29 protein-coding genes, 1 tRNA gene and 1 pseudogene are annotated in these 26,893 nt (G+C 71.0%); 20 read left to right on the top strand and 11 right to left on the bottom strand.

The features are described from left to right. Positions 1–42: 42 nt before the first annotated feature. A complete protein-coding gene (locus tag Aut01nite_RS11170) occupies positions 43–654 on the top strand; it encodes a hypothetical protein (RefSeq protein ID WP_043533291.1) in 612 nt (203 codons plus the stop codon). Between the two features lie 147 nt (positions 655–801). Continuing rightward, entirely contained in the window at positions 802–1,746 is a 945-nt protein-coding gene (locus Aut01nite_RS11165) for an SDR family NAD(P)-dependent oxidoreductase (RefSeq protein WP_043533293.1), read from the top strand. A gap of 68 nt (positions 1,747–1,814) precedes the next feature. On the opposite strand, the gene Aut01nite_RS11160 is transcribed toward Aut01nite_RS11165, so the two are convergent. From Aut01nite_RS11160 to trxA, 4 genes are all read right to left on the bottom strand, one after another. After that, positions 1,815–2,369 carry a DUF4190 domain-containing protein gene (locus Aut01nite_RS11160; protein ID WP_043533294.1) on the bottom strand — a complete coding sequence of 185 codons (555 nt, stop codon included), beginning with the start codon at positions 2,367–2,369 and terminating at the stop codon, positions 1,815–1,817. Between the two features lie 633 nt (positions 2,370–3,002). Beyond that, complete coding sequence (locus Aut01nite_RS11155) at positions 3,003–3,410, bottom strand: CoA-binding protein (protein ID WP_043533295.1); 408 nt, start codon at positions 3,408–3,410, stop codon at positions 3,003–3,005. Positions 3,411–4,161: 751 nt separating this feature from the next. After that, a complete protein-coding gene (locus Aut01nite_RS11150; RefSeq protein ID WP_043533296.1) occupies positions 4,162–6,105 on the bottom strand; it encodes an intein-containing Rv2578c family radical SAM protein in 1,944 nt (647 codons plus the stop codon). A gap of 123 nt (positions 6,106–6,228) precedes the next feature. Next, positions 6,229–6,654, bottom strand: a complete 426-nt coding sequence (gene trxA, locus Aut01nite_RS11145; protein ID WP_043533297.1) for a thioredoxin — start codon at positions 6,652–6,654, stop codon at positions 6,229–6,231. Between the two features lie 481 nt (positions 6,655–7,135). Between trxA and Aut01nite_RS11140 the strand changes: the two genes are divergently transcribed. The 7 genes from Aut01nite_RS11140 to Aut01nite_RS11110 all read left to right on the top strand — a co-directional run bounded on the left by Aut01nite_RS11140 (position 7,136) and on the right by Aut01nite_RS11110 (position 12,094). Then, the gene (locus Aut01nite_RS11140; RefSeq protein ID WP_043533298.1) at positions 7,136–7,768 is read left to right on the top strand and encodes a TrmH family RNA methyltransferase; all 633 of its coding nucleotides are present in this window, start codon (positions 7,136–7,138) and stop codon (positions 7,766–7,768) included. Between the two features lie 74 nt (positions 7,769–7,842). Next, the gene (locus Aut01nite_RS11135; RefSeq protein ID WP_307837493.1) at positions 7,843–8,517 is read left to right on the top strand and encodes a DUF6758 family protein; all 675 of its coding nucleotides are present in this window, start codon (positions 7,843–7,845) and stop codon (positions 8,515–8,517) included. 128 nt (positions 8,518–8,645) lie between these two features. After that, entirely contained in the window at positions 8,646–8,804 is a 159-nt protein-coding gene (locus Aut01nite_RS11130) for a hypothetical protein (RefSeq protein WP_173476757.1), read from the top strand. Positions 8,805–8,813: 9 nt separating this feature from the next. After that, entirely contained in the window at positions 8,814–9,632 is an 819-nt protein-coding gene (locus Aut01nite_RS11125; RefSeq protein ID WP_043533300.1) for a PH domain-containing protein, read from the top strand. 16 nt (positions 9,633–9,648) lie between these two features. Continuing rightward, positions 9,649–10,500, top strand: coding sequence for a PHP domain-containing protein (locus tag Aut01nite_RS11120; protein ID WP_043533301.1), 852 nt, complete (start codon positions 9,649–9,651; stop codon positions 10,498–10,500). Between the two features lie 51 nt (positions 10,501–10,551). After that, positions 10,552–11,169, top strand: a complete 618-nt coding sequence (locus tag Aut01nite_RS11115; RefSeq protein WP_043533302.1) for a MarC family protein — start codon at positions 10,552–10,554, stop codon at positions 11,167–11,169. Between the two features lie 100 nt (positions 11,170–11,269). After that, a complete protein-coding gene (locus tag Aut01nite_RS11110; RefSeq protein ID WP_084000169.1) occupies positions 11,270–12,094 on the top strand; it encodes a RecB family exonuclease in 825 nt (274 codons plus the stop codon). A 219-nt stretch (positions 12,095–12,313) separates the two neighbouring features. Here Aut01nite_RS11110 and Aut01nite_RS11105 read toward each other — a convergent pair whose 3' ends face one another. Together Aut01nite_RS11105 and Aut01nite_RS11100 are read right to left on the bottom strand one after the other, a co-directional pair. Beyond that, positions 12,314–13,168: an oxygenase MpaB family protein gene (locus tag Aut01nite_RS11105; protein WP_043533304.1), complete on the bottom strand. Its 855-nt coding sequence runs from the start codon at positions 13,166–13,168 to the stop codon at positions 12,314–12,316. Positions 13,169–13,281: 113 nt separating this feature from the next. Further along, positions 13,282–13,716, bottom strand: a complete 435-nt coding sequence (locus Aut01nite_RS11100; RefSeq protein WP_043533305.1) for a Fur family transcriptional regulator — start codon at positions 13,714–13,716, stop codon at positions 13,282–13,284. A gap of 269 nt (positions 13,717–13,985) precedes the next feature. Here Aut01nite_RS11100 and Aut01nite_RS11095 point away from each other — a divergent pair, with 269 nt between their 5' ends. Next, entirely contained in the window at positions 13,986–14,423 is a 438-nt protein-coding gene (locus Aut01nite_RS11095; protein WP_236643193.1) for a hypothetical protein, read from the top strand. A 132-nt stretch (positions 14,424–14,555) separates the two neighbouring features. On the opposite strand, the gene Aut01nite_RS11090 is transcribed toward Aut01nite_RS11095, so the two are convergent. Continuing rightward, complete coding sequence (locus tag Aut01nite_RS11090; RefSeq protein WP_236643194.1) at positions 14,556–14,885, bottom strand: translation initiation factor 2; 330 nt, start codon at positions 14,883–14,885, stop codon at positions 14,556–14,558. A gap of 64 nt (positions 14,886–14,949) precedes the next feature. On the opposite strand from Aut01nite_RS11090, the gene Aut01nite_RS11085 reads away from it, so the two are divergent. Next, positions 14,950–15,129: a hypothetical protein gene (locus Aut01nite_RS11085; RefSeq protein ID WP_043533308.1), complete on the top strand. Its 180-nt coding sequence runs from the start codon at positions 14,950–14,952 to the stop codon at positions 15,127–15,129. A gap of 435 nt (positions 15,130–15,564) precedes the next feature. On the opposite strand, the gene Aut01nite_RS11080 is transcribed toward Aut01nite_RS11085, so the two are convergent. Beyond that, positions 15,565–15,978, bottom strand: a complete 414-nt coding sequence (locus Aut01nite_RS11080; protein ID WP_236643195.1) for a hypothetical protein — start codon at positions 15,976–15,978, stop codon at positions 15,565–15,567. A 474-nt stretch (positions 15,979–16,452) separates the two neighbouring features. On the opposite strand from Aut01nite_RS11080, the gene Aut01nite_RS43370 reads away from it, so the two are divergent. Continuing rightward, entirely contained in the window at positions 16,453–16,677 is a 225-nt protein-coding gene (locus Aut01nite_RS43370; RefSeq protein ID WP_236643213.1) for a hypothetical protein, read from the top strand. A gap of 14 nt (positions 16,678–16,691) precedes the next feature. Here the strand turns inward: Aut01nite_RS43370 and Aut01nite_RS44250 are convergent. Continuing rightward, positions 16,692–16,832, bottom strand: a pseudogene (locus Aut01nite_RS44250) (FmdB family zinc ribbon protein); the annotation flags it as partial. Positions 16,833–16,952: 120 nt separating this feature from the next. Further along, complete coding sequence (locus tag Aut01nite_RS11070) at positions 16,953–17,672, bottom strand: 5-formyltetrahydrofolate cyclo-ligase (RefSeq protein ID WP_043533311.1); 720 nt, start codon at positions 17,670–17,672, stop codon at positions 16,953–16,955. Between the two features lie 82 nt (positions 17,673–17,754). On the opposite strand from Aut01nite_RS11070, the gene Aut01nite_RS11065 reads away from it, so the two are divergent. The 7 genes from Aut01nite_RS11065 to Aut01nite_RS11035 all read left to right on the top strand — a co-directional run bounded on the left by Aut01nite_RS11065 (position 17,755) and on the right by Aut01nite_RS11035 (position 25,011). Then, the gene (locus Aut01nite_RS11065) at positions 17,755–19,830 is read left to right on the top strand and encodes a GGDEF domain-containing protein (RefSeq protein ID WP_043533312.1); all 2,076 of its coding nucleotides are present in this window, start codon (positions 17,755–17,757) and stop codon (positions 19,828–19,830) included. A 45-nt stretch (positions 19,831–19,875) separates the two neighbouring features. After that, positions 19,876–20,766 carry a UTP--glucose-1-phosphate uridylyltransferase gene (locus Aut01nite_RS11060; RefSeq protein ID WP_043533313.1) on the top strand — a complete coding sequence of 297 codons (891 nt, stop codon included), beginning with the start codon at positions 19,876–19,878 and terminating at the stop codon, positions 20,764–20,766. Continuing rightward, complete coding sequence (locus Aut01nite_RS11055; protein ID WP_204037507.1) at positions 20,763–22,073, top strand: molybdopterin molybdotransferase MoeA; 1,311 nt, start codon at positions 20,763–20,765, stop codon at positions 22,071–22,073. Before Aut01nite_RS11060 ends, Aut01nite_RS11055 begins: the two co-directional genes overlap by 4 nt. Then, the gene (locus Aut01nite_RS11050; RefSeq protein WP_043533314.1) at positions 22,074–22,712 is read left to right on the top strand and encodes a GNAT family N-acetyltransferase; all 639 of its coding nucleotides are present in this window, start codon (positions 22,074–22,076) and stop codon (positions 22,710–22,712) included. It begins immediately after the preceding gene. Between the two features lie 100 nt (positions 22,713–22,812). After that, the gene (gene sepX, locus Aut01nite_RS11045; protein ID WP_084000131.1) at positions 22,813–23,568 is read left to right on the top strand and encodes a divisome protein SepX/GlpR; all 756 of its coding nucleotides are present in this window, start codon (positions 22,813–22,815) and stop codon (positions 23,566–23,568) included. Between the two features lie 196 nt (positions 23,569–23,764). Beyond that, positions 23,765–23,841: transfer RNA gene (locus Aut01nite_RS11040), tRNA-Ala, on the top strand. 483 nt (positions 23,842–24,324) lie between these two features. Continuing rightward, positions 24,325–25,011: a hypothetical protein gene (locus tag Aut01nite_RS11035; RefSeq protein WP_043533317.1), complete on the top strand. Its 687-nt coding sequence runs from the start codon at positions 24,325–24,327 to the stop codon at positions 25,009–25,011. Between the two features lie 4 nt (positions 25,012–25,015). Here Aut01nite_RS11035 and Aut01nite_RS11030 read toward each other — a convergent pair whose 3' ends face one another. Next, entirely contained in the window at positions 25,016–25,519 is a 504-nt protein-coding gene (locus Aut01nite_RS11030; protein ID WP_043533319.1) for a DUF2199 domain-containing protein, read from the bottom strand. Between the two features lie 117 nt (positions 25,520–25,636). Between Aut01nite_RS11030 and Aut01nite_RS11025 the strand changes: the two genes are divergently transcribed. After that, positions 25,637–26,881 carry a GAF domain-containing sensor histidine kinase gene (locus Aut01nite_RS11025; RefSeq protein WP_043533321.1) on the top strand — a complete coding sequence of 415 codons (1,245 nt, stop codon included), beginning with the start codon at positions 25,637–25,639 and terminating at the stop codon, positions 26,879–26,881. The last annotated feature ends 12 nt before the right edge of the window (positions 26,882–26,893 follow it).

Raw genomic sequence — 26,893 nt, 5'->3', positions numbered from 1 at the left:
GCTGGCGCCCGGACGCGGGCCGGGGTATTGAAGGGGGATGCCATGCATCGATTCGTCCGGCTGCTGTTCGCCGGAGCGCTCGTCATGACCGCCCCGGCCTGCGGGGAGCCCGGCGGCGACGATCCGGCCGGCCGTCCCGGGCCACAGGGCGGCTGGCGGACCCCGGGCTGCGAGTTCAGCCGTCCGGCGGAGTTCATGACGGCGGGTGGCCATCGGGTTCCGGTGACTCCGCCGCGACTGGCCGCCGCGATGGAACGGATCGACCGCGGCGGGCGTGAGCGGTTCGCCGACAGCTTCGCCGGGCTCGAGGTCGACCAGGCGAGGGTACGGGCGATCGTCTACCGCGTGCCCTCCGGCGCTTTCGACGACTTCATCCGGGAGAGCGCCGACGGCAACTGCATCGTGGTGCGCGACGCCGCCCACGGGGTCACCGAGCTCACCACCTGGCACGACCGGGTGGTGGCCGACCTGGCGTACTGGACGGCCCAGGACATCCGGATCACCACGGTCGGCAGTCGGCACGACGGCGCGGGTGTGGAGATCGGCACGGAGGACCTCGACCGGGCCCGCCGCGAGTTGCCGGCCCGCTACGGCGAGCGGGCGCCGCTGATCTTCGTGGCCGAGGGGCCGGTCCGTCCGCTGACCCTCGGTTGATCTTCACAGCGGCTTCCCAGCCGGACCGGACGCCGTGTCGGAAAGCCGTCATCACCTGCGCGGATTCGCCGGTGTCACGGCGAACGCCGGGTACGCCACAGTGGCACCATGTTTGCCCCGGGCTTGTGGAGCAGGCAGGATTCCCGCATGGTCTTCGACGCCCGTTCCACCGGGGGCAGTCCGTCCCGGCGCGACACCACACGACCCGCTGCCGGCCGACCACCGCGCTCCGGCGCCCCCGACCTTTCCGCCGAGCCCGGCGCGATCCCGCCCGCCACCGACATGCAGGAACTGGTCGAGGCGGAGATCGAGGCTGCCGCCGACGGCCCCGTCACGCTCCGCCTGGACGGGAAGGTCGCCCTGGTCACCGGCGCCGGCAGCCCCGACGGCATCGGCTATGCGACCGCCCGGCGGCTGCGTGACCTCGGCGCACGGGTCGCCATCGTGTCGACCACCCGCCGCATCCACGAGCGCGCCACCGAGCTCGGCGTGACCGGCTTCGTCGCCGACCTCACCGACGAGTCCGAGGTCGGCGCCCTCGCCGACGCCGTCTCGGACCAGCTCGGCGACGTCGAGGTGCTGGTCAACAACGCCGGCCTGGCGAGCCGGGCCAGTCCCGAGGTGCTCCGCCCGGTCGCCCAGCTGACCTACGACGAGTGGAAGGCGGAGATCGACCGGAACCTGAGCACCGCGTTCCTGTGCAGCCGGGCGTTCTGCGGCAGCATGTCCGAGCGCGGCTGGGGCCGGATCGTCAACCTGGCCGCCACCGCCGGCCCGGTCAACGCGCTGCCCACCGAGGCGGCCTACGCGGCGGCCAAGGCGGGCGTGGTCGGTCTGACCCGCGCCCTGGCGATGGAACTGGTCGCCGACGGCATCAACGTCAACTGCGTCGCCCCCGGCACGATCTACACGGCCGCCTCCACGGTGACCGAGATCAAACAGGGCCTGGGTACGCCGATCGGCCGTCCCGGGACCCCCGACGAGGTCGCCGCGGCCATCGCCTTCCTCTGCTCACCCGCCGCCTCCTACATCACCGGCCAGATGCTGGTCGTCGACGGCGGCAACAGCGTCCGCGAGGCCCAGTTCCGCTGACCCGGCGTACGAGATGGGCCGGCCCGTCCCGGGCCGGCCCATCTCCGTCTTCGTGGTTCCTGTGCCGCTTACGTGGCGGAGGTGACCGCGGCGCTGCCGCCGATCGCCGCGACGACCAGGAAGATGATGAACGCGGCGGTCAGACCGGTGAGCAGGTAACCGACCCAGAGACCGGCCGTCGCCAGCCCCTCACCGGCCTCCCCGGTCTGCCGGATCTGGTTCTTCGCGATGTGACCGAGGACGATGCCGACCGGAGCGCTGATACAGGTCAGCAGCCCGGCGAGCGAACAGACCAGCGACGCGATGGCCAGACCGTTGGTGGGCTGCGGGCCGTTGTACGGCGCATACGGCGGAGGCCCGTAACCCGGACCGGCGAACTGCCCCTTGTCCGCCGGCGGATACCCCGGCGGCGAACCGAAACCCGGAGGCGGCGGGGGAGAATAGGCCGGAATGCTGGGCGGCGGCGGAGCATACGGCGGCGGTGGAGCGTAGCCCGACCCGCTGGACGGCGCCGGGCTCGTCGGCGGCGAATAGGGCGGCGGGTATGACAAAGTCGGGTCGGCGGGCGGAACCTCCGGGTTACGGTACGGATCCGGTGTGCCGTCGGCCGGCGGGTAGCTCATGGGACGTCCTCCTTGAAGTCCTCGCACCGTACAACCCGGTCGAGGTGAGCGTCAGCGCCGGAGCAGTCAATCTCGCGGAGACGCTGTCGCTTTCATGTAGTTTCGACCGGCTTCCACGCCAGCGAACTGCAATGACCCCCCATCTTCGCCGCTCCCACCGAATCCCGCCTCCTCCTGGACCCCGTTCTCGCGTCCCGACCAGGCCACCGTGTCCCGGGCCGACTCCAGTACTCACGGGCTCGTGCTGGGCCGCCGCAGGGTCACATCCCCGCCAATCGATCACCGCTGACAGCTGTTGGCCATCGCTTCACTTCGGCCCTCGGCGGGGTCAGGCTTGGCCGTGGGCGGGTCGGGCCCGGTGGGTCGACCAGGATTCGCGGGTGCGTCAGCCGGCGGGTCGGTCGGGCCTGGCGGGTGGGTGAGGATCCGCGGGTGCGTCAGCCGGCGGGTTGGTCGGGCTTGGCGGGTGGGTGAGGATCCGCGGGTGCGTCAGCCGGCGGGTTGGTCGGGCTTGGCGGGTGGATGAAAATCGGCGGGCGGGTCAGGCTCGGTGGGTGGATGAGGGTCCGCGGGTGCAGCGAGCCCGGCGGGTGGAGCAGGATCGGCAGGTCGGTCAGGTGGACCCGATCAGGGTCAGGACAGCCTCGTGAGGCGGCCGAGCGCACGCTCGACGGCCAGGCAACGATCCTCGACGTAGTCGATCCCCGCCGCCTCGGCGATCTGCCGGGCCTCGGCCGAGAAGATGCCACTCTGCAGCCACACCGCGGGTGCCTTGACGGCGACGGCCTGCCGCACCACGTCGACGGCGTCCCGAGCGGGCCGGAACACGTTCACCAGATCGACCGGCTCGTCCAGATCGGCCAGTGTGGGCACCGTCGGAATCCCGAACACCTCGTCCACGAACGGGTTGACCGGAATGATCCGCCACCCCTGCCTGATCATCTGCAACGGCACCGAATGGGCGGGCTTGTGAGGATCCCGCGACGCGCCGACAACCGCGATGACCTCTGCCTCTGCCAGGATCTGCTGAGCGCTCCGCATACATCGACTCTATCCGCGCCCCGTCCCCACCACCGATCGGCGCCGGGCACCGCCGACGAGACGGTCCGCTCACATCCGTCGGAAGCCGGCTTGTTGCTGACCATGTCCGGCACGCCGCCTGCCACGCCATCGTCCGGCCGTGCGATCGGCGACTGTCCGGCGTCCGTGGGTCGTACAAAGACCGGTGTCTCCGGCTCAACGGTTGGCGAAGGCGTTCAGCACGGGCTTCCAGCGGAGTCACCGGAGGCGGAGCTCGGCGGCTTCCCCGGCCCGTTCGCCACACAGTCACACCGCTGTTCGGCGGGCAGCCGCCTGCGAGGCGCCCGACTTGTCACGGCGAGCGCGCATATGACCGGAGTGACGAGTGGTGGGGGTCCGCAGGAAGCCGCTCCGCGAGCCGGCACGGCGAGGACCTCGGCGACTCGGGGATTCCGGGTGGTTGAGGTACGCGCTCTTGCTGTGCGGTCGGAACGGTACGTGGTGGGTGTGACGCGCCCGTGCCTGGTCGGCTTACGAGCCGGTCCGGCGGGGCGGAGGGTGTGGACGGGCGCGGCTGTGGTCGAGCGGGACCGGACGCCGGTGGGCGTGGCGGAGTGGCGGTTCAGGAGCGGGTGGGCTCCGTTGAAGGTGTGGCCGTGGGTGGTCGTATCGACGGTGTGGCCGTGGGTGGTCGTATCCACGGTGGGACGGTGGGTGGTCGTATCGAGGGTGGGGCCGTGGGTGGTCATAGCGAGGGTGGGGTCGTGGGCGGTCATAGCAGGGTGAGCTGGTCGGCCTGGGGGGTCCGCGGTGTTGCCGGTTGATTCTCGGAGAGGCGGCGGGCCGCGGTGGCGGTGGTGTCCGGGCGGTGCAGGCCGTGGCGGCGGGAGGCCATCCGGACGCGCGCGTTGATCTCCTCCTGGTAGGCGCGCGGCAGGTAGGAGCCGTTGCCGAAGAGCTCCCGATAGCGAGGCCGCAGCTCAGGATGCTCACGGGCGATCCACGCCGCGTACCACTCGCGGGCGCCGGGGCGCAGGTGCAGCGCGAGTGGTGTCACGCTGGTGGCCCCGGCGGCGGCGATGCCGGCGACGGTCTCGTCGATGGACTCCTCGGTGTCGGTCAGGCCGGGCAGGATCGGGGCCATCAGGACGCCGATGTCGAAGCCCGCGTCGGTGAGCCGGCGGATCGCGTCGAGGCGGCGGCGCGGACTGGGGGTGCCGGGCTCGGCGGAGCGCCACACCGTCTCGTCGACGAAGCCGACGGAGAACGACAGGCCGACCCGGGTCACCTCGGCGGCCTGCCGGAGCAGGTCCAGGTCGCGCAGAATCAGCGTGCCCTTGGTCAGGATGGAGAACGGGTTGGCGCGGTCACGCAGGGCGGCCAGGATCTCCGGCATCAACCGGTAGCGGCCCTCGGCGCGCTGGTAGACGTCCACGTTCGTCCCCATCGCGATCGGGTCTCCGGACCAGCGGGGGGCGGCCAGCTCGCGGCGCAGGAGCTCGCCGGCGTTCACCTTCACCACGATGCGGTTGTCGAAGTCGCGGCCGGAGTCGAGGTCGAGATAGGTGTGCGTGTTGCGGGCGAAGCAGTTGTGGCTGACCACGCCGTCGGCGATGAAGTCGCCGGTGCCGGTGGAGATGTCGAAGAGCGGCAGGGCGAGCCCGAGGTCCTCGATGTCGGCGACGGCGAGCCGCCGCTCGCGCCGCACCCCGACCCCGGAGGCGTCCAGCGGGGCCATCGTGGCGCCGGTGAGGTGCCGGAAGCGGAGAGCGGCGTCGAGGTGCCGCTCGGTTTCCACCCGCCCGATCGCTCCGGGACGGACCCGGCCCGGCCCGCGGGCGACCAGGCCGAGGTGGGTGAGGGCCTGAACGATCCGGTGCAGATAGGCCGTGTCGCCGCTCTCGAAGGCGACGGTCAGCCGGTCGGTGCGCCCGACGGCGCCGAACGCGCCGGCGAGGAACCCGCGGAACCAGTCGCCGGTCGGCAGCTCGGGCCACCGGACCGCCTCGGTGAGGGAGACGTCGTCCAGATAGCCGTCGGCGCGGATCCAGGCGTCGCTCTCGACGGCGGTGCCGTCGCCGGTGGCGTCACCGCGGATCAGGCCGCAGACGAAGCCGGACTGATAGTCGGGTGACTCCTTGGGCGGATCGGCGAACCGGCCCACCCCGAACATCAGGTCGCCCACGGCCAGCGCCGGCAGGTGCGGCTCGGTGGGGCTGACGTGACGCCAGCCGCGGTCGGTGAGGAACCGGTGATCGCCGCTGGCGACGAGCCGGGTGCCGTCGGCCAGGGTGACCCGGAAGGCCGGTTTCGTGGTGTCCCAGTGGTCGAGGACCGTGGTCGGCACATAGCGGCGGCTCGCACCCGCGCCCATGGTGCCCATCACGGCGTCGCCGGGCCGAATCTGGGCCAGCGGCCGGGTGGACCCGTCGGCGAGCAGGATCGGCGTGTCCCCGGCCAGGCAGTAGGTGCAGGCGTGGGAGCAGCCCCGATAGGGGTTGACGGTCCACTGGAACGGCACCCGGGAGGTGCCGGGCACCCGGTTGATCAGGGATTTGGCGCGCACCTCATAGAACGTCATGCCCGCGAAGCCGGGCGTCGAGAAGGTGCGGACCGTCGCCCCGGGAAGCGCCAGCGGCAGGGGAGCGGCGGCGGGCGCCGCCCCGTCCTGGAGCGGGTCGCCGCCGGGCCGAGCCGACAGAGTGGACCATCGCATGGCAGGAATCGTACACACGTTCGAGAGGCTGTCCATGGCTCTTCTCGAACGAGCGTACGAGAAATTCGGGCATGCGAGAGGCCCGCGAACCGAACCGGTCCGCGGGCCTCTCGTCCTAGCTGGTCAGCCGCGCGCGGCGGCCGGCTCGTCCTTGGCCGGCGCCTCGGCGGCGGTGTCGCCGTGGGCGGACTTGCGGTGCGCCGACATCTGCTCGCGCACCTCGTCCATGTCGAGCTCCTGCACCTTCTCGATCAGGCTCTCGAGGGCCGACTCGGGAAGCGCGCCGGGCTGGGCGAAGACCACCACGCCGTCGCGGACGGCCATGATCGTGGGGATCGAGCGGATGTCGAATTTCGCGGCCAGCGACTGCTCAGCCTCGGTGTCGACCTTGCCGAAGGTGATCTCCGGGTGTTTCTCCGAGGAGCGCTCGTAGGTCGGCGCGAACCGGACGCAGGGCCCGCACCAACTGGCCCAGAAGTCGACCAGGACGATGCCGTCCTTACTGGTGACCTCGTCGAAGTTCGCTGCGGTCAGCGCAACTGTCGCCATGATGCCTCCGTCTGCGGGAATCGCTTTCGTCGGGTGAAACTCCGGGCACCCATTCCTCATTCCCGCGCTGAGCGCCGTGACACGTGGCGTGCGGCACCCTCGGGGTCCGGTCGTTGAACGACCATGGGCAACTCATGGTAACTGAAAGTAGGCGCTTAGTGTCCGGTTGCTGACACGATCGGGGTGCCGGTTACTTCCAAGATCAGGGGATCTAGGTGATTTGCCCAGGCTGTGCGGCGACGGTGGGAGCGATCCCGAGCGGCGCAGCTATTAGTAAATAAACCTAAATGTGAGCTGGCTCACATCTGAAAGTCCTTCACATGGATACGGACGGTAAGGCAAACTCTTTCCCAACAGAGCGTGGGCGGCGGGTGCCGGGGAGGGCCCCGCCGCTCATTGCGTCTCCTGAAGTTTCCGTCCGTCGCGCCCCCGCTTGATCACCTGATCGCGGTCCGGGGCCGGATGGGTAGCCTAACGCCCCATGACGGCGGGCGAGGACCAATCCACCGAGGTCGGCGTGGGCCCCTGGGCGGGCGATCCGCCGGGCGGCGACCACTGGGACCCCGAGTTGCTGGCGCACGGCGACCGGCGCAACGTGGTGGACCGGTACCGGTACTGGACCCGGGAGGCCGTGGTCGCCGACCTGGACACCCGCCGGCACGGCTTCCACGTCGCGATCGAGAACTGGCAGCACGACTTCAACATCGGCACGGTGGTACGCAACGCCAACGCCTTCCTGGCCGCCGAGGTCCACATCGTCGGCCAGCGCCGGTGGAATCGTCGGGGCGCCATGGTCACCGACCGGTACCAGCACGTCCGGCACCACCCGACGATCGAGGAGTTCGTCGCCTGGGCGGCCGCGGCGGACCTGCCGATCATCGGTATCGACAACCTGCCCGGCTCGCGTCCGATGGAGACGACCGTCCTGCCGCGCCGCTGCGTCCTGCTCTTCGGGCAGGAGGGTCCCGGCCTGTCCGAGCCGGCCCGCAAGGCGTGTGCCGAACTCTTCTCGATCGCCCAGTACGGCTCCACCCGGTCGATCAACGCCGGGGTCGCCAGCGGGATCGCCATGCACGCCTGGATCCGCTCGCACGCCGGTCCGCCGCCGGACTGACCTGTTCACCTGGATCGGCCTGTCTTCTGCCGATCCGCTTGACGGGGGCTCGCCGGACCAGCACGGTATGGAGTGTGGGTGTCACAGTGAGTTGCCCCAGGTGTGCGGCTCAGGTCCGGAGACCGGACCTGATGCACAGCAGTTGGCGGTGTGACAACTGTGGCGACGTTCCGCCGTTCCACGTCGCCGAGCACATCAGCGCGGAGATCGTCGGAGCGGTGCTGCGGGAGTCGGCGTCGAGCGCGGAACGGATACCGCTCTGGTGTCCCTGGCCGCTGCCGTCCGGGTGGATGGTCACCGGGGTGGGGTGGTCGGGTGACGACCGGTTCGGGGTTCGGGCCACGGCCCTCGCCTGCAGCGGGCCGGAACCGCTCGGTGGCGGCCCGGCGGACCTGGTGCTGATCGCCGAGCAACCCGGTGTCGGCCTGGGCACGCGGTTCGCCGGCATCCCCGGGATCGACCCAGGCCACCTGCTCTCCGAGGCGCTCGGCGAGCGGGGGTCGCACGCCGGTCCACATGCGAAGATCCGGGCGGCCGGGCACCCCACTCCACTGTGGTGTGTCAAATCACCCGAGGATCGGAGCGCCTACGTGAGTGAGGCCAAGGGAATGTGGCTCTATGCGGTAGCGTGGCCCGCGAGCGCGGGCTATCTTCTCGCGGAGCATGTCGTCCTGCACGACCTCTCCGAGGGCGTGCCACCCGAGCTCTTGTTCGGAGCACCGTCGCCCTACCTGCACGGACGCGCCTAACTCCTAGGTGTGACCTGCGGTTTTGGCAATCGACTTTCTGGCCACTTTGTTCACACGAAGCGACGAAGCTGATACCGTCAGTACTGCTGCGGCGCAGAACGTAACTCGCACCGGAGGAGAAGGCCCCCATGGTCAAGAAGGTCCTCACCTGGCTTGGTATCGCATTCTTGATCTTCTTCATCGCCTTCAACCCGTCTTCGGCGGCGGCGGTGTTCGAGTCACTCGGTGGCACGATCGCGGACATCGCGCGGGGCTTCGGCACCTTCTTCACCGACCTCGTCGCATAGCATCTCTTTATGGATCCTGGTGAGCCGCGCGACCCGCGAGGTGAGGGTGCTCGTCGCCCTCGGGACGACGATGAGAGCTATGGGTACCGAGACCCGGCCTTCGACGACGATCCTGATTACCGGGACGCTGACGCCTATGAGGACGATCCGGCGTTCGCGCGCGCTCGCCGCCGCTCATCCGGCGACTCCTTCGACGAGACGGACGAGTATCAGGCGCCCACCTTCACCGCGGAGGAGCTCGAAGGGCTCGACCGTGGCGGGGGCCCGCGCCGGTTCCTGCCGCTCGAGGACGAACCGACCACACTGGTCGCCCGCTACCTGTTCCCCACCGAGCGGTACCGCGGCGAGTGGAAACGGCACTGGATCCACCTGTCCCGGCCCCTCGCCATCGGGGCCGGCGCCACACTCGTGCTCGGCTACCTCGCCGGCTTCCTGACCCGCCAGGAGATCGACGGCCTGGTCACCGTCGCCGTGCTGATCTGGCTCGCGGTGATCGGCTGGGTGGCGTGGGAGGTCTTCGACTGGTATTTCGACCGGTTCATCCTCACCAACAAGCGGGTGATGGTCGTCAACGGCATCGTCACCCGCAAGGTCGCGATGATGCCGCTCGCCCGGGTGACCGATATGAAGTACGAGCAGTCCGCCCTTGGCCGGATGCTCAGCTACGGCACGTTCGTCCTCGAGTCGGCCGGTCAGGACCAGGCGCTCCGCGAGGTCAAACACCTGCCCAACCCCAACGAGCTCTACCTCCGCGTGGTCGAGGAGATGTACGAGCCGCAGGCGGTCGAGGCGCGGCTCGGCAAGGAAGAGGAAGGCGACGACGCCTGACGGTAGCGTTGACGCGGTGACCGATATCGACCTGCACTGCCACTCGACCGCCAGCGACGGCACGCTGACCCCGGCCGAGCTGGTCCGGGCGGGCGCCGCTGCCGGGCTCGGCGTCATGGCCATCACCGACCACGACACCACCGGCGGCTGGGACGCGGCGGCGGCGGCCCGTCCCGAGGGTCTGCGGCTGGTCCGTGGCGCCGAGCTGTCCTGCCGTTGGCACGGCGCCGAGCCGGCCATCCCGCTGCACCTGCTGGCGTACCTCTTCGACCCGGCCGAGCCGGTGCTCGCGGCGGAGCTGACCCGGCTGCGCGAGGACCGGGAGCGGCGCGGCGAGAAGATCGTGGCCAAGTTGCGGGCCGACGGTGTGCCGATCACCTGGGAAGAGGTGCGCGGGTACGCGGCCGGTGGCTCGGTGGGGCGGCCGCACATCGCGCAGGCGCTGATCCGGGCCGGCCTGGTCGAGACGACGAGCGAGGCTTTCGCCTCCACGTGGCTGGGCGCGCGTTACCTCGTACCCAAGCAGGATCTTGATGTCTTCGATGCGGTCCGGGCCGTGCGGGAAGCCGGTGGGGTCGCGGTCTTCGCCCATCCGCGAGCCACGGTGCGCGGCCGGGTGGTGCCCGACGAGCTGATCGCCGAACTCGCGCGGGCCGGACTCTTCGGCCTGGAGGCCGACCATGAGGATCACACGCCCGCGGAGCGGGCCCAGGTTCGGGCGCTCGCGGAACGCCTCGGGCTGGTGGTGACCGGATCATCCGATTTCCACGGTACGCACAAGACCGTCCAGTTGGGCGCCTTCAAGACAGACCCTTCGGCGTACGAGAAGATCGTGGCCGCCGCGACCGGAGTACCCGTCCTCGGGTGACGCTCGCCGCACCCGCCTGCGCCGGAGAGTGACGCCACCTAACCTGCTCGGGTGAACGTCAAGCTGTTCGGTGAGTTCTTCGTGACGCTGCTGGTGATCGTCGACCCGCCCGGCATGGTCCCGGTCTTCCTCGCGCTCACCGGGTCCATGCCGGCGAAAGCCCGTAACCGAGCTGGCACCCAGGCGGTGCTGCTCGCCCTCGGTGTGATCGTCGGCTTCGCCGTGGCCGGGCAGACCCTGCTCGACTATCTGCACGTCCAACTGCCGGCCCTGCAGGCGGCCGGTGGCCTGCTGCTGATCCTGGTCGCGTTGCAGCTGCTCACCGGCAAGACCGACGAACCGGCGGAACAGGCCGGGACCAGCAACGTCGCTCTCGTTCCGATCGGCACGCCGCTGCTGGCCGGGCCGGGCGCCATCGTCGCCACCATGCTCTTCGTGCAACGGGCCGAGAGCGTCGACGAATACCTCGTACTGGCCGCCGCGATCCTCGCCGTGATGTTGTGCGTCTGGCTCGTGCTGCGCTTCTCCGGAGTGATCGTCAAGCTGCTGCGCCCGGCCGGCATCGAGGTGCTCACCCGGATCGCCGGCCTGTTGCTGGCGGCCATCGCGGTGCAGCTGATGGCCGACGCGATCTTTGATTTCGTGGAGTTCTACACCGGGCAGGGCTGAGGTTTCTGTCGGGGGGTGCTGGCACCATGGGTCTGTGCCCCCCACCCGATCACGTGCCACCAGCAAGGCCGCGGTTCCCGAGCAGCTCGGGTTCACCGGCATGCCCGAGAAGCTGTTCGTCTGCACGCCGAGCAAGCTCGGGACCTACACCGACTGCCCCCGCCGCTATCGGTATTCGTACGTCGACCGGCCCACCCCGCCCAAGGGCCCGCCCTGGGCGCACAACTCGCTCGGCGCGAGCGTGCACACCGCCATGAAGAACTGGTACATGCTGCCGCCCGAGCGGCGCGAGCCGGGCGCGGCGCCCACCCTCCTCAAAGCCACCTGGGTGCGGGAGGGCTATCGCGACGTCGAGCAGGAGCGGGCCACCTACCGCCGGGCCCTCGACTGGCTGGAGACCTATCTGGCCGGCCTCGACCCGGAGGAGCAGCCGCTCGGCGTCGAGCGGGTGGTCGCCGCCAAGACCAGCGTCCTCGCGCTGAACGGGCGGGCCGACCGGATCGACGAGCGCACCGGGCCCGAGGGGCCGGAGAGTGTGATCGTCGACTACAAGACCGGCCGGTCCGGGCTCTCCGCCGACGACGCGCGCGGTTCCCAGGCCCTCGCGCTGTATGCGTTCGCCGCCCAGCGGGTCTTCCGCCGGCCGTGCCGCCGCGTCGAGCTGCACCACCTGCCGACCGGCACGGTCGTCGCGCACGAGCACACCGAGGAGTCCCTGGCCCGGCAGGTGCGGCGGGCGGAGGAGACAGCCCTCGACATCATGGCGGCGGAGAAGGCGGTCGCCGCGGGGGCCGACCCGGACGAGGAGTTCCCGGTCAACCCGGGGTCGCTCTGCGGGTGGTGTGACTTCCGCAAGGTGTGCCCGGCGGGTTCCTCCGCTCCGGCGAAGGACCCGTGGACGGCGGTCGAGCACCTGAGCGCCTGACCCGGGCCTTCGCCCGCGGCAGCCTTCTGTGCCGGCCTCCGCGTCGGCCCGTGCCTGTGATGGGTTCGGCCTTGCCCGGGTGGGTTCGGCGTTGCCCAGGGCGGGTTTCGGGCTTGCCCGGGTGGGCTTGGCCTTGCCGGGGTGGGTTCGGCGTTGCCCAGGGCGGATTTCGGGCTTGCCCGGGTGACTCAGGGCGGGTTTCGGGCTGGGCCGGGTGGCTCAGGCCAGGCCGGCGCGCTCCAGGGCGGCGCGGTGGAGCGGGGACATGCGGTACTGCTGCGGCAGCGCGGCGAGGATGCCCGCGATCAGGGCACGGAGGCCGCGGACGGAGAGGTCGGCGGCCAGGTCGGTGGTCGGCCAGCCGGGACCGCCGTACATCTTGCGGGCCCAGGAGGGCAGCAGGCCCGCAGCCGTCGCGGCGATCCCCAGGTAGGCCCAGCGGGTCGGGCCGAGGGTGAGACCGAGCCGGAGCGGCAGCGCACCCCAGTGCTCCGGGACCGGCGGCACGGTCAGGAAGAGGGCCGTCTCCGCGCTGTCCCTGGTCAGGCCCAGCTCCGGGCGGATCCCCGCGTAGTAGGCCGCGACCTCGGCGGCGGTGGACGGCACGGTCGCCGGGTCCAGGCCGACCAGCTCGGCGGACCGGAGCTGCTCGGTGTAGTAACCGTCCACCTCGTCCGGGGTCAGCCGCACCCCGGCGCGGACAGCCGTGGTCAGGAACGACTCCACCTCGGCCACGTGCACCCAGCGGAGCAGGTCCGGCTCGTCGATGCGGAACCGCTCGCCGGTCCGCGGGTCGACCGCCGTCATCGTGGCGTGCAGCCGCCGCAGCCGGCTCGCCGCCTGCTCCACCTCCGCGGTGCTGCCGAAGATGACCGTGCCGACGTAATCCGAGGTGCGGAGCAGCCGGCCCCACGGGTCGGCCTGATAGCCCGAGTTCTGCGCCACGCCGGCGACGGCGCGGGGATGCAGCGCCTGCAGGTAGAGCGATCGCAGACCGCCGAGCATCAGGATGGGCTCGCGGTGCAGTTTCCAGGTGACCGAATCCGGTCCGAACAGCCCGACGTCTCCCGTCATACCTTCCAGCGTGCCACGCCACCCGCACCTTCCGGCAGCATCAGCCCTTCCGGCAGCATCAGCCGTGGAGGATTTAGGCCCTGTGTGGTGGACCCCGCTCCACCACACAGGGCCTAGGAAGCGCGGTCGTTGTCGCGGCGGGTGCGGCAGGGCGGGCACAGGCCCCAGAAGGTGATCTCGGCCTCGTCCAGCTCGAAGCCGTGGGTCTCGGCCGGGGTCAGGCAGGGGCGGCGGCCCACCGCGCAGTCGACGTCGGCGATCGCGCCGCAGCCACGGCACACGATGTGGTGGTGGTTGTCGCCGGCTCGGGCCTCGAAACGAGCCGGACTGCCGGCCGGCTCGATGCGCCGGGCCAGACCGGCCCGGGTCAGCGCGCCCAGCACGTCGTACACCGCCTGGGTCGAGACGGAGTCGAGGCGCTCCCGGACCCGCTGGGCGATCTCGTCGACCTCCAGATGGCCGCCGCCGGTGAGGACATCCAGCACGGCGAGCCGCGGACGGGTGACCCGCAACCCGTGTTCACGCAGCGTTTCCGCACCGGTCGACATGCGTCCATGACAACACGCCGAAAGGGATTCACCAACCAGGACGGCTGCCACCCGGACCACGGTGAACAGGACAGGGGTACGGTGCGGTTCGATCACGACTTGGGCCGTGGGGGATGTTTGCGTCGTCAGAAGTCTCCTAGGCTGACGGTCACCCCGGACCGGGTTTCTCCCGGATCGAGTTCGCTCTGCCCGGATCATCGAGTCCGTTCTGCCCGGATCGAGGAGGAATGGTGTTAGACCAGGTAAACGGTTTGCCGGTACATGTCCTCGTGCTCCACGCAGCAGTCATCTTCGTACCCCTGCTGGGGTTGGGTGCGATCGTCTACGGCCTCGTCGCGTCCTGGCGGCCCAAGATCGGTTGGGCTGTGGCGCTGCTCGCCGTCACCGCGCCGATCGCCGCGCTGATCACCAAGCTGTCCGGGACCGAGTTCTACGACCGGCTGCTCAGCGAGGAGCGGGTCTCCCCCAACGGCAAGATCATTCTCGATGGTCACATGGAGAATGGGACGATCACCTTCTGGCTGACCCTGGCACTCGGTGTGATCAGCCTGATCCTGGTCGTCCTGACCACCCGGAACCCGCGCGCCCTGCCGAGGTACGCCGACCTCGGCATCGCCCTGGTGCTCGTGGTGCTCGCCGCCTTCAGCGGCTACTACCTCTACGAGACCGGCGACTCGGGCGCGACAGCGGTATGGGGCACCTACTGACGGCCCGTTGTGCTGACGGTCCGTTGTGCTGACGGCCTGTTCTACTGACGGCCCGTCCTGTTGATGGGCTGTCCTAATGACGGCCTGATGCGGTGACGGGGTGCGCTGCTGACGAGGTGAAGGGGCAGGCTGTCAGAAGACGAGGCGGGCGCAGAGCAGACACATGACGACGAGGGCGATCGCGCCGGCGACCAGACCGATGCCGTAGGTGACGGTGCGGGCTGAGCTCTCGGCCTCGTCGAGCGCGATGTCGTCCTGGGCCGGCATCCGGCGCGGCGGCGGCGGGTTCGCGATCGTCGGCGGGCGCCAGTCGGCCGGGGGCGGGGTGGCGCGCGGCGGACCCTGGTAGCCGGCGGGCTCGGGAGCCGGCGGCGCGGGCTCGGGGCGGCCGAGTGACTCGGCGGCGGGATCGGGCCGCTGCCAGTAGGCGTCGTCGTCCGGACGATCGGTGGGGGAACTCACGTTCACCGACGGTACAGCCGGAGGGGGACGACGGCTGCGCCGCTGTCGGCTTACCCTCTTAGTCGTGGACATCCTGGATGACCCTGAACGGGACAACGACGCCGAGCGTGAGGTGGACTTCGAGTCCGAAGAGGCGCCGGTGTTGCCCGAGCAGACCCGCGACGACACCGAGCGTGGCTGGGGCGAGCCTGCCTACTCCAACGACGACCGCCTGCTGGAGGACCGTCCGCCGCACTGGGATTGACATTCCCGACCGCCGGTGACTCAGCCCAGGCGGTCCACCCGCTCAACTCTGCCGAATCGCTCGGTCCAGCCAGGTCTTGATCACGCAGGCTCCGTTCGGCTGGGTCGCTTCTGCCCAGCCCGGGTCAGGTCATCCAAGCCCAGCCCTATCGGATGACGAGGTCCAAATGGGGGGGCATGCCGGTTCCGCTGGGCGGGTCGCGAGGAGGCAACGCGGACCGGTCATGCGGGCTCGGTTCGGCCGGGTTGTGAGAGGTCGGCTCGGCCGGGTGGCGAGAGGTCGGGTGGCTAGGGATCGGCTCGGCCGGGTGGCGAGAGGTCGGGTAGCGAGAGGTCGGGTAGCGAGAGGTCAGCTCGGGCCGGACATGAAGGTCCAGCTCGGCGAGGTTGCCAGAGGCGAGCTGGTCGTGGAGGTTCGGCTCGCGGCTGTGAGACGTCAGCTCGGGCGGATCACGATGGCGAAGCCGCGACCTGAGCCAGAGATCGCTCGGCTCGCCTCGTCGGGTTGCAGGGCGAGCAACAGGCCGCCGGTGACGGGATCGTCGGCGCCGGTCACCTCCAGCACCAGAGCGCCGCTCGCGACCGGCACGCTTCGGTCCCGGTCGTTGTCAAGGCGCAGCAGGTCGACGCGGTTGCCGGGGCGCACCACGGTCAGTGCTGTGGGATCGGCGAGCCGCACCGGCACCCCGACGCTGCCCGGTGGGATTGCACCCGCGGGCCGGCCGACGCCGGACGCGGATGCCGAAGGGCTCACGGCAGACGTGGCGACCTGTGGTGTGGCCGAAAGTGGGGCGCAGCCGGTCGGCTCGATCCATAGGACGGCTGCTGCCGTGAGCAACAGCACGGCCACCGAAGCCAGGCGGAGCAGGGTGCCGCGGCCCGGCCGCCGCCAGCGCACCGGGTCGAGGCGCTCGTCGGACGGTGCCGTGGTGGCGCGAGGCATCTGACCTCCAGGGATCACTTGCCGAGTCGGTCCCACCCGGAGAGGGCGGTCGCTCGGGTCGCCGGGAAGCGAACGCGCCGACGTTAGGCCGCTCTCGGCGAGCGCTGGATCCGACCTTGTGGACAGCCGGGGAGTGTGGGAATCCAGCCAGAGCTCAACGGATCCTGCTAGGCGGGCTGGAGGGGGACCTGCCTGCTCCTGTTGCGCGGGAATCAGGAGGCGGCGAGCGGTAGCAGGGCTTCGTCCTGGTTCGGCGGTAGCGGAAGGAGCCGCTGGATGCGCGCTCTCTTTCCGGGCCGACAGCGAGGTCTGAAGCGGTCCGCGTGGAAACACAGACACGCGCCGGGCCGGGAATCCGGCGCGGCGCGTGTGTGAGAGCGCGTGCGTGAAAGCGTCAGCGCAGCGTTGGCTCAGGAAGACGCTGGGGTCTTCGCTCCGCTGCTGGAGGACGACGAGGACGAGGAGGTGGTCGACGAAGACGAAGACGACGACGAAGACGACGAGGTGGTCGACGTCGACGAAGAGGTCGAGTCCGCCTTCTTGGCCGGCTCGCTCGTCGCGGACTTCTCGGCGCTCACGCTGCCGGCGCGGGAGTCGTTGCGGTAGAAACCCGAGCCCTTGAAGACGATGCCGACCGAGTTGAAAACCTTGCGGAGCTTGCCTTGGCAGTTCGGGCACTCGGTGAGTGCCGGGTCGGAGAACGACTGCACGACTTCGAGCTGCTCACCGCATTCGGTGCAGGCGTACTGGTAGGTAGGCACGGCTCCTCCGGATCATTCGGCTGCTGGCACTCGCCAACTCCGAGTGCCAATGTTGCGGCATCGGAGGTCAATTCGTCCACTCGACGCCCAGCCTGAGGGAGAAGCCGCCGGTGGCTGTCGTCACAGCGGGTCGCTCAAAGGGCGCCAGGAGAAACCGCCGCTCGGGGTGAGCACGGCCTGGACGCGGCGGTCGTGAGGTTCGGCGGGGACGGTCTCGACGTCCTCGCCGTCATGGAGCAGGGCCACGATCAGCGGACCAGGACCACTGCGGGCGGGAGGGCGGGTTCCGGTCGGCGGGCTGGAATCGGGTGTGGTGCAGAGAAGAGTCGCGGCCGTCGGGTCGGTGCCGGCGGGCAGGGGGAGACGGGCGAGCGCCCGGTCGTACGATCCGCCGCCGCGGCCCATGCGGGTGCCGTCGCGGGATACGGCCAGTGCCGGCAGGAGGGCCAGGTCGGCGGTGCGGAGGGCGTCGGGGCCGAGGCGGGGGCCGGTCGGTTCGAGGAGGCCCCTGGTGGCGGCGGTCAGGGTTCCGGTGAAGACGGCCCAGTCCAGGTCGTTGTCGGGCAGGAGGACGGGCAGCAGGAGGCGGCCGTCCGGTGGGAGTTCGGCGGCCAGCAGGAACGGCAGGTCGGGGCCGCCGGGTTCGGAGCCGACGGGGACGTAGGCGGCCATGGTCCGGGGGCGCGTACGGCGTACCAGCGCAAGGGTTTGATCTTGCAGTTGGGTGGCCGCTGCAAGCCGGGCACTGTCGGAAAGTGATCTACGGGCTGTGAGTAGGCGAGCGCGGAGCGCGATCTTAATTTGCCGTGATTTTTCCGCGTCACCGGTTAAATCCGACATGCAACACCCCCTTACGGAAACCGGCAAACGGCACACACTATGTCAGCATCGCTGGAAGAGAGGGCCACTCCCGGGAGGATGTGTGACACTACGTGGCCGGCTGACCAGCGCATTCCTGGTGGTCGTGCTCGGTCCGGTCCTGCTGGGGTCCATCTTCGTCGCGCTGACCGTCGGAGCCGTGAACCGGGAGCGGACCACGGAGCGTCTCGATCACGCGGAGGCGACGGTGAGCGCCTCGGTCGGCGCGATCTGCCGCCAACTGCAGGCCGCGGCCGACGCCGTCGCCGTCGTTCCGGCCGATAGCCGGGCCCCCGTCGTCGATCAGTTGGTCGCCCGGGGACTGGCTACCGCGATCACCGTGACTGATCCGGATCAGCCGATCATGAGTCGTTCCGGCGTTTCCAGCGACTCCGGAACACCCGGCTGGAAGGACTGCGCAGACCCGGCACCGGCAGCGGGACAGGCGCCCGCGGGAGAGACTGGACAGGCGGCGGCCGGACAGGCGGCGGCCGAACAAGCGGGGGCGGGACGAGTCGGGGAAGAAGGGCGGGCGGGGGAGAAGCCCACGGCGATCGCCGCGTCCGCGTACGCCGCCGAGGTCACCGTGACCGCCGCCCAGCAGATCGACGCCGCGTTGCTGGACCGGCTGGGGGAGACCGCCGGCGCCGGCGTCGCGCTCGGCACGGGCCCGCCGGCCGCCGCCGGAGCCGCCCACCGGGACCTGACCGCCGCCCCCGGCCGGCCGCTCGATCTCCATCTCAGCGTGCCGGTCCGCGAGTCCCCCCTGCGTTACGTGCTGCTGCCCCTGATCGTGCTGGTGACCGCCGCGGTGGCGATACTGGCCGCGCGCTGGCTGGCCCGTTCCACCACCCGGCCGCTCGGTGACCTGGCCTGGGCCGCGGATCGGGTGGCCAACGGCGATCTGGACACCCGTGTGCCGATCCCGCGCCCGGACGAGCTGGGCCGCCTGGCCGGCACCTTCAACCGGATGACCCGGGAGCTGCAGTCCTACGTGCAGGCGCTGACCGCCAGCCGGGACCAGCTGCGGCGGCATCTGGCAATCCTCGGCGACACCCTGTCCAGCACCCATGATCTGGACCGGATCCTGCCGGTGATCCTGCGGACGGCGATGACCGCCACCGGCGCCCGGGCCGGGCTGATCGTGCTCGCCGACCCGGCGGACGGCAGGCTGGCCGCCCGCTGCGGCAGCGGTCTGACCGGTGACTGGGATGTGCCCGCCGCCGAGTTGTCGCAGCGGCGCCTGGAGCCGGGCCGCGGCGTGCTGGGGACGGTCGCGGCGACCGGATCACCCCTGCGGGGTGCGACCGGCGCCGATCCCGACGAACCGGGATGTGAGTCGTATCTCGCCGTTCCGATCTGCGCCCCGCCGAACGAGGACGCCGACCCGGAGCCGGGTGTGCTCGGGGTGCTGGCCCTCTACGACAGGCTGGGCGGCCCGGCGTTCGAGGACAGCGACCTGCGCACGTTGCGGACCTTCGCCGGGCAGGCCGGGGTGGCGGTGCACAACGTGCGGGTGCACGAGGAGGCGCAACGTCTGTCGCTGACCGACCCGCTCACCGGTCTGTGGAACTACCGTTATCTGCGCGAGGTGCTGCGCCGAGAGGTGGAGCGGGCCAGCCGGTTCGGCCGGATGCTGACCGTCCTCGTCCTCGACCTGGACCACTTCAAAGAGGTGAACGACACGTACGGGCATACGGCTGGTGACCAGGTGCTGGGCGAGTTCGCCAGGCGGATCCGGATCGGGCTGCGCGAGGTCGACGTGGCGTTCCGCCAGGGCGGCGAGGAGTTCGTGGTGCTGCTGCCGGAGACGGACGCGTACGGCGGGGTGATAGTCGCCGAGCGGCTGGGCGCCGCGGTACGGGACTGGCCGGTGCCTGTCGATCCCCGCCGGCCGGACCTCGCCGACCGGATCTCGATCAGCGTCTCGATCGGGATCGCGGTGTTCCCGGAGCACGGGGCGACCGCCCAGCAGGTGCTGGACGCCGCCGATGATGCGCTGTACGTGGCGAAGAACGCCGGCCGGGACACCTACCGGCTGGCCGAACGGGTTTCTGCGGACCTACCGGTGGGGCATCTGGAAGCCGCGCCCTCTGTCACCGGTGGGCCGCAACCGCCGAGACACGGCCGAGGCCGCTAGTCTCGGCGCATGTCCGGGCATGAAACAGCGAAGGTGAAGTGACGAATGACGACGAAGCGCGCCGTCAAAGCGGTGATCCCGGCAGCGGGACTCGCCACCCGCTTCCTGCCGGCTACCAAGGCCGTTCCCAAGGAGCTGTTGCCGGTCGTGGACCGGCCGGTTCTGCAGTACATCGTCGAGGAGGCGGCCGCCGCCGGCATCACCGACGTCCTGCTGGTCACCGGCCGTGGCAAGACCGCGATGGTGGACCACTTCGACCGCCGGCCCGACGTGGAGGACCGGCTGGAGAAGAAGGGCGACCACGAGCGTCTCGCCGCGGTGCAGCGCTCGAGTGAGCTCGCCGACATCTACACGGTCCGGCAGGGTGAGGCGCTCGGCCTCGGTCACGCCGTCGGCCGCGCCGCCGCGCACGTCGGCGACGAGCCCTTCGCGGTGCTGCTCGGCGACGAGTTCGTGGAGGAGGACAAGCCCCTGCTCCCGGCCATGCTGGACCTGCAGGCCAAGACCGGCGGCATCGTCCTCGCCTTCATGGAGGTCGCCCCGCACGAGACCTCCCGCTACGGCATCGCCTCGGTGCGCGAGACCGGCGACCCGGACGTCGTCGAGGTCACCGGCCTGGTCGAGAAGCCGTCGCCGGAGGAGGCTCCGAGCAACCTGGCGGTGCTCGGCCGGTACGTGCTGCCCGGCAAGATCTTCGACGTCATCGCCGACACCAAGCCCGGCGCCGGCGGCGAGATCCAGCTGACCGACGCGATGGCGACGATGCTCGCCGACGGTGTCCCGGTGCACGGCATCGTCTACCGCGGCCACCGGTACGACACCGGCATGCCGCTGGGCTACCTGCAGGCCGTCGTCCAGCTCGCGGTGAAGCGGCCCGACCTCGGTGAGGAGTTCCTGGCCTGGCTCACCGAATTCGTCGGCGGCCGGAAGGGATGACCGCGACGGCCGATCGTGAGGCGGCCGCCAACGAGCTGATGCCTCTCGCCGAGTACCTGGGCAGCGTGCTGCGCAGGCTCCGCGCGCTGCCTCCGCTCGACCTCGATCTCACCCAGGCGCATGGGAACGTGCTGGCGGCCGACGTGGTCGCCCCGCATCCGTTCCCGGCGTTCGACCAGGCCGCGATCGACGGGTACGCGGCCCGATGGGAAGACCTGGCCGGCGCCGGGCGCATCGGGTCGCACCCGTCGTTCGGGCAGTTCGAGCCCGGCGCACGGAGCGTCCGGCTGAACGTGGTCGGCGACATGGGCGCCGCACACTGGCGCCCGGTCCGGATCACCCCGGGCACCTGCTTCTCGGTGGCGGCCGGGGCGCCTCTCCCGATCGGCGCCGACGTGGTCGTCCCGGTGCACTGGACCGACCAGGGCATGGCCGCCGTGGAGATCGCGCACGCACCGAAACGCGGTTCGGGGGTGCGCCGGGCCGGTGAGGAGCTCGCCGTCGGGCAGCTGCTCGCCCCGGCCGGCTCCTATGTCACACCACCGATGGTGGCCGTCTTCGCCGCCGCCGGCATCGGGCACGTGATGGTCCGGCCCAGCCCGCGGGTGGTCGTCGTGGCCACCGGCGACGAACTCGTCGACGTCGGCCGGCCCAGCCAGCCGGGCCAGGTCGTCGACGCCAACTCGCACGCCCTGACGGCGGCCGCGGTGGAGGCCGGTGCGATGGCGTACCGGATCGGCATCTGCGACGACGACCCGGAAGGACTGCGCGGCCTGCTGGAGGACCAGACACTGCGGGCCGACCTGATCATCACGACCGGCGGCACCGGGACCGGCCCCGGCGACATGCTGCGCCGAGTGCTGTCCCGGCCCGGCCCCGGCCGTGGGACCGTCGAGTTCACCGACGTCGCGCTCTGCCCCGGCACCGCCCTCGGCTTCGGTACCGTCGGCGGCGAGGAGGTTCCGGTCGTCTGCCTGCCGGGGGAACCGGGCGCCGCGCTGATCGGGTTCGAGGTGCTGGCCCGGCCGGTGATCCAGGTGCTCGCCGGCGCCGAACCGGTGTTCCGGCCCGGGGTCAAGGCGCACCTGCTGGAGACGGTGTCGTCGCCCGGCGGTCTGCGCGAGTTCCGGCCCGCGCACGTCGCGGAACGGCGGGGTGGCGGTTACACGGTGCAGCCACTCGCCGGGGGGCCGTACACTCTCTCCGGTTTGGCTGAGGCGAACGGCCTGCTGGTGCTCGGCGAACGAGTCACCACAGCGGCCGCGGGCTCGACCGTCGACGTGCTGCTGCTCGACCGGAGGAGATGAATGCTGGGGGCTGCCACGCCCGGCTGGCCCGCTGTGCTGGCGGACGGGGCTGTGCTGTTACGGCCGTACAAGCGGGGTGACGCGCGGGCCTGGTCCGAGGTACGGATCGCGAACCAGGCCTGGCTGGCCCCATGGGAGTCGGCGCCGCCCGGGCCGTGGGCGGAGATGAACTCGCCACGCGCGTACGGCTACGTCTACCGCGACATGAAACGGGCCGCCCGATCCGGCGACAGCATGCCGTTCGCCGTCTGCCTGGTCGAGGACGGGCAGGAACGGCTGGTCGGCCACGTCAACCTGGGCAACATCGTGCGGCGGGCGTTCGCGTCGGCGTACGCGGGCTACTGGGTGGATCACCGGGTGGCCGGGCGCGGAGTGATCCCGACAGCGCTGGCGCTCGCGGTCGACCACGCGTTCGGCCCGGGCGGATTGCACCGTATCGAGGTCAACATCCGGCCGGAGAACGGTCCGAGCCGTCGCGTCGTGGAGAAACTGGGATTCCGCGAGGAGGCGTACCACCAGCGCTACATGCACATCGACGGAGGTTGGCGCGACCACCTCGGTTACGCGATGACCAGCGAAGAGATCGCCGCTGAGGGTGGCCTGCTGGCGCGCTGGAGACGCGTACGCAAGACGAATTGATCTTGTAGGTCAGAACGCTACCGGCGCGGCGCGCGAGATATCACCGCTACCGCCCGTAACCTCGCCTTCGTCGTGTCTTTTTCCGTGGCGGATCGGAGGGGTGAGGGTGCCGACCTCGGTGCTCCTCGCCGTCCTCGCCGCGGCCGGGTTGCTCGCCCTCGCCCCGGCGCTGGTACGCCGGTACGACGCCACCGAGCGCCTCGCCGCGGAGCGGGCGTCGTCGACGGCTCGGGTGCTCCAGCGCCAGCGCCGTCGCCGCACCGTGCCCGGACGCCGACCGATCAACCCCGCTCGCAAGGTCACGGTTACGGTCCCCGCACCAACGGGTGATCCCGCACCCCCGGAACGGCGTCTCCGGCTCGTCACCGGCAGACGCCCGTCCCGCCGCGTCCCGGAACGCCGCGGCACCCCCGCCGTCGTCCGCCGCCGCCGCGTCTTCGCCGCCCTCGTGCTGCTCAACGCGATCGAGCTGATCGGCGTCGTCGCGGTCGGGCCCGGCTTCTGGATCAGCTTCGCGGTCACCGGCAGCCTGCTCGGGCTGTACCTCGTACACCTGCGCAACCACGCCATCGCCGACCGCCGTCGCCGTCGCGTCCAGGCCCGCGAGGCCGCCTGGCTCGCCGCCCGCCAAGCCGAGGTCCGCCGTGAACAGGCTCGCCGCGCCGCCGCCCGCCGCGAAGCCCAGCGCCGCCTCGCCGCCCAGCGCGAAGCCGTCCGCCGCGCCGCCATGGGCCTCGACCGGGAACCCTCCGACCTTCCGGTCGCCGCCAACGGCGGCTCCGTCTCCTACCGCCGGCGAGGCGGTCTGCGCGGTCGCCCCTACGAGGCCGGTGGGCGTCACCACCACGCTTCCTGAAACCCTTCTCCGGTACGGGCCACACCGCCCGCGGAACCAATGCCGTCCCGTGCCTGTCCGCCGAGCGGCGCAGGCGGTACACACGGCGGCCAGGGCCGCCATCCGGGCCGCTGCCCTCCCGCACGCCTCAGGCGATCATGGGTGGGGGTGGTTCGCGGACCGCCGGGAAGACCTGTTAGCCTTTCATCCGTACCAAGGGGCTGTGGCGCAGACTGGTAGCGCACCTCGTTCGCATCGAGGGGGTCAGGGGTTCAAATCCCCTCAGCTCCACCAAAAGGCTAAGGCGATCTGTGTCCGCGGGAATTGCGGACGTGGGTCGCCTTTTTCGATGCCTGCTTCGCGGACCAGGCCCCCGGAAACCCGGCTTCACGGTGGTCGCCTGCGTGGGCTCGGCTTCGGCGTCACGGGCATCCCGCACCGGTGCCGACGGCCGGTTCGGGGGCGCTGTCGGCCGTGTTCGGAACGGGCGGGCTTGCGGCCGGGTGCCGCGGGGCCGGTCCGAGAGAAGGGGCGGGCCACGCGGCGTCGGGCTGTGAGGACGGTCGGGTGCGGTTGGGGGCGGCCGGCCGCGTACCCCGGAAATGGGCTTCGCGGGGTTGAATCGCGCATTCTCGGACGGTCGGTGAAGTGGTCCGGCTGTCCGGCCGGGTGGTGTCGATGATCGGCTTGCCGGGGTGGAATTCCGGCTCGTCGTGGGTGGGGAAGTGGTCGGCTTTCGGTAGGAGCGGAAGTCGAGGGGGAGCGATGAACTGGAGAATGACGCGCACGCTGGGACTGGGGATCGGCCTGGTGACGGGGGCGATGATCGGTGCCGGACCGGCGGTTGCGGCGCCGGTCGCGGAGCCGACGGTGGCGGAGTGTTGCGGCCTGCCCGGGACCGGGGATGTGGTGAACGCCGTCAAGAAGGCCGGCGGGGACATCTCCCGGGAGTTGAAGAACGCCCGGGACACGATCGCCGGGGAGAGCGGGGGCGGGGGATCTCCGATGTCCGGGCCGGCGGCGGCGGCTGCCGCTGCGGCGGCCCAGGCGGCGGCTGCCGCTGCGGCGGCACCGGTGGAAGATGCCGCGAGGTACGTCCACGACGGCTCGCAGAAGGTCAAGGACAGTGCCCTGCAGACCGCTGACGACGCCTGGGAGGACGGCTCGGTGGCGGCGCAGCGGGTTCGGGACAACGCCGGCGAGTGGGCCTCCGACTATCTCGAGGAACGACTGCGGGACGCGGCCAAGGAGGCGCTGTCCGGGACCGGTAAGGGCAGCGGCCCGGGAGTCAGCGGTACCGGCGGCGAGACCGACGGCGAGGGTGAGACCGACGGCGAGGGTGAGGGCGAGACCGACGGCGTCGGCGAGGGCCAGGGCTGGATTCCGGTCGAGGGAGGGTCCGGCGTGCCCGACGTCGATGACGGAAGCTGGTACGAGGAGGAGGACGACGAGGGCGAGTGGTAGGCGCCTAGTGGTGCAGGTGGAAGGAGGCGATCTCCGCCACCCGCGCCCGGGTGACGCCGGCCAGTTGCTCGACCGCGAGGGGATGGCCGGTCGGCTCCAGTTCGATGTAGGGGAGCCGGCCGACCGGGCGGGTGTGCACGTTGGTCCGCAGGTTCAGGGTGGACGGCTCGTAGCCGGCGATGACGTTGGAGAGCCATCCGAAGTACGGCGGCTCGGATTCCCGGCCGGGCTGTTCCCAGACGTCGACGGCGCGGGTGAAGTTGGCCCGGCTCAGGGACACCCACATGCTGTACGTGAAGACGTCCCCGGTGTCCCACACCGGCAGTTCGATCATGCCGCGGATGAAGAACTGCTCGCCGCCGATCACGCACAGGTCGGCGTCGAGGAGGCAGTCCTCCCGGTTCGCCATGCTCGGCTGCCAGTAGTCCGGGGCCGGGGCTGCGAAGCTGAGCGGCGGGCCGTCGTGGGTGGCGCCGCACGTGCCGCAAGCGAACTGCTCGGTGCTCATGGCCGGGAAGCATAACGGCTTGTCAGGTGCCCTTCCCCGGCTGCCGAATCTGGGGGAAATGCGAGAATTGCTACTTTTACCTGGTACCTCTTGAGCGAGTCTCGGAGGTGACGCCCCATGAAAGCTCCACTGCCCGACAACGAGATCGAGCGGCTGGCCGCGCTGTACTCGCTCGACATCCTGGACAGTCCACCGGAGAAGGACTTCGACGACATCGTCGCGCTGGCCGCCGGGGTCTGCGAAACGCCGGTGGCCCTGGTCAACCTGGTCGACGCGGACCGTCAGTGGGCCAAGGCCCGCACCGGGTCGGAGGTGGCGGAGACCGCACGGGACATCTCGTTCTGCGCCCACGCCATCCTCGGCCGCGACCTGCTGGTGGTGCCGGACGCCCGGGAGGACGGCCGGTTCGCCGACAATCCGTCGGTGACCGCGGAGAACGGCATCCGTTTCTACGCCGGCGCCCCGCTGATGACCACCGACGGGTTCGCGCTCGGCACCCTCTGCGTGATGGACACCGTGCCCCGGCGGCTCGACGTGGAGCAGCAGCAGGCGCTGCGCGCGCTGGCCCGCCAGGTCACCGCCCAGCTGGAGTTGCGGCGGTACGCCTTCGCGCTGGCCAACACCACGGCCCGGCTGCAGGAGCTGGAACGCCGCAAGGACGACCTGGCCGGGCTGGTCGGCGGGGAGCTGCGGTCGTCGTTGCGGCTCATGTCGTCGTACCTGGACCGGCTCGGCGACACCGGTTACCACGACATGGAGATGGCCGACCTGGTCGCCCGGGCCACCGCGGCCCACGTGCGCGGTTTCCGGGAGCTGATCGACCACCTGACCACGATGGCCGAGGCCGGGCTGGGCGGGGACAGCCTGCACATGCGGCAGTGCGACCTGACCCGGGTCACCCAGCGGGCGGTGGAGGCGGTCCGGCCGATCGCGGCCAGCAAGCACATCTGGATCCTGAACCAGGCCGGCGGCCCGTCGCTGCCGATCATCGCCGACCCGGTGCGCCTCGAACAGGTGCTGACGCACCTGCTCTTCGCCGCGGTGAAATACACCCCGGAGGGTGGCCGGGTGCGGGTCGGCACGGAGATGGAGTCCGGGCCGACGGTACGGCTCGACGACATGGACCTGCCGGACGGGATGCGGCCCGACCTGTTCCCGCATCTGTACTACGGCGCCATCGCCAATCCGGCCGACATGCCCGGCCCGGACCGCGGACTGGCCGTGGCCAAGCGGATCCTGGACGCGCACCACGCCACGGTGGCGCTCTCCGACCGTCCCGGCGACGGGACCTCGCTGCACGTGGTGTTCCCGTACGCCGAGCTGTCCCCGGCCGAGCTGATCCGCGACCTGGCCGTCGCCTAGGAGGCCGGCGCC

This window comes from Actinoplanes utahensis, assembly GCF_016862455.1.
Classification (GTDB): domain Bacteria; phylum Actinomycetota; class Actinomycetes; order Mycobacteriales; family Micromonosporaceae; genus Actinoplanes; species Actinoplanes utahensis.
Note: the sequence above shows the minus strand (reverse complement) of the source record. Positions and strands in the feature narration are given on the sequence as shown.

Excerpts from the sequence above, each read along its gene's own strand:
- Aut01nite_RS11155 (WP_043533295.1), bottom strand. The coding sequence starts at position 3,410 with ATGCGGAGCGCTCAGCAGATCCTGGCAGAGGCAGAGGTCATCGCGGTT.
- Aut01nite_RS11055 (WP_204037507.1), top strand. The coding sequence starts at position 20,763 with ATGACCGCGACGGCCGATCGTGAGGCGGCCGCCAACGAGCTGATGCCT.
- Aut01nite_RS11030 (WP_043533319.1), bottom strand. The coding sequence starts at position 25,519 with ATGAGCACCGAGCAGTTCGCTTGCGGCACGTGCGGCGCCACCCACGAC.
- Aut01nite_RS11130 (WP_173476757.1), top strand. The coding sequence starts at position 8,646 with ATGGTCAAGAAGGTCCTCACCTGGCTTGGTATCGCATTCTTGATCTTC.
- Aut01nite_RS11140 (WP_043533298.1), top strand. The coding sequence starts at position 7,136 with ATGACGGCGGGCGAGGACCAATCCACCGAGGTCGGCGTGGGCCCCTGG.
- Aut01nite_RS11060 (WP_043533313.1), top strand. The coding sequence starts at position 19,876 with ATGACGACGAAGCGCGCCGTCAAAGCGGTGATCCCGGCAGCGGGACTC.
- Aut01nite_RS11150 (WP_043533296.1), bottom strand. The coding sequence starts at position 6,105 with ATGCGATGGTCCACTCTGTCGGCTCGGCCCGGCGGCGACCCGCTCCAG.
- Aut01nite_RS11100 (WP_043533305.1), bottom strand. The coding sequence starts at position 13,716 with ATGTCGACCGGTGCGGAAACGCTGCGTGAACACGGGTTGCGGGTCACC.
- Aut01nite_RS11105 (WP_043533304.1), bottom strand. The coding sequence starts at position 13,168 with ATGACGGGAGACGTCGGGCTGTTCGGACCGGATTCGGTCACCTGGAAA.
- Aut01nite_RS11025 (WP_043533321.1), top strand. The coding sequence starts at position 25,637 with ATGAAAGCTCCACTGCCCGACAACGAGATCGAGCGGCTGGCCGCGCTG.
- Aut01nite_RS11125 (WP_043533300.1), top strand. The coding sequence starts at position 8,814 with ATGGATCCTGGTGAGCCGCGCGACCCGCGAGGTGAGGGTGCTCGTCGC.
- Aut01nite_RS11170 (WP_043533291.1), top strand. The coding sequence starts at position 43 with ATGCATCGATTCGTCCGGCTGCTGTTCGCCGGAGCGCTCGTCATGACC.
- Aut01nite_RS11165 (WP_043533293.1), top strand. The coding sequence starts at position 802 with ATGGTCTTCGACGCCCGTTCCACCGGGGGCAGTCCGTCCCGGCGCGAC.
- Aut01nite_RS11035 (WP_043533317.1), top strand. The coding sequence starts at position 24,325 with ATGACGCGCACGCTGGGACTGGGGATCGGCCTGGTGACGGGGGCGATG.
- Aut01nite_RS11110 (WP_084000169.1), top strand. The coding sequence starts at position 11,270 with ATGCCCGAGAAGCTGTTCGTCTGCACGCCGAGCAAGCTCGGGACCTAC.
- trxA (WP_043533297.1), bottom strand. The coding sequence starts at position 6,654 with ATGGCGACAGTTGCGCTGACCGCAGCGAACTTCGACGAGGTCACCAGT.
- Aut01nite_RS11050 (WP_043533314.1), top strand. The coding sequence starts at position 22,074 with ATGCTGGGGGCTGCCACGCCCGGCTGGCCCGCTGTGCTGGCGGACGGG.
- Aut01nite_RS11160 (WP_043533294.1), bottom strand. The coding sequence starts at position 2,369 with ATGAGCTACCCGCCGGCCGACGGCACACCGGATCCGTACCGTAACCCG.
- Aut01nite_RS11070 (WP_043533311.1), bottom strand. The coding sequence starts at position 17,672 with ATGTCGGATTTAACCGGTGACGCGGAAAAATCACGGCAAATTAAGATC.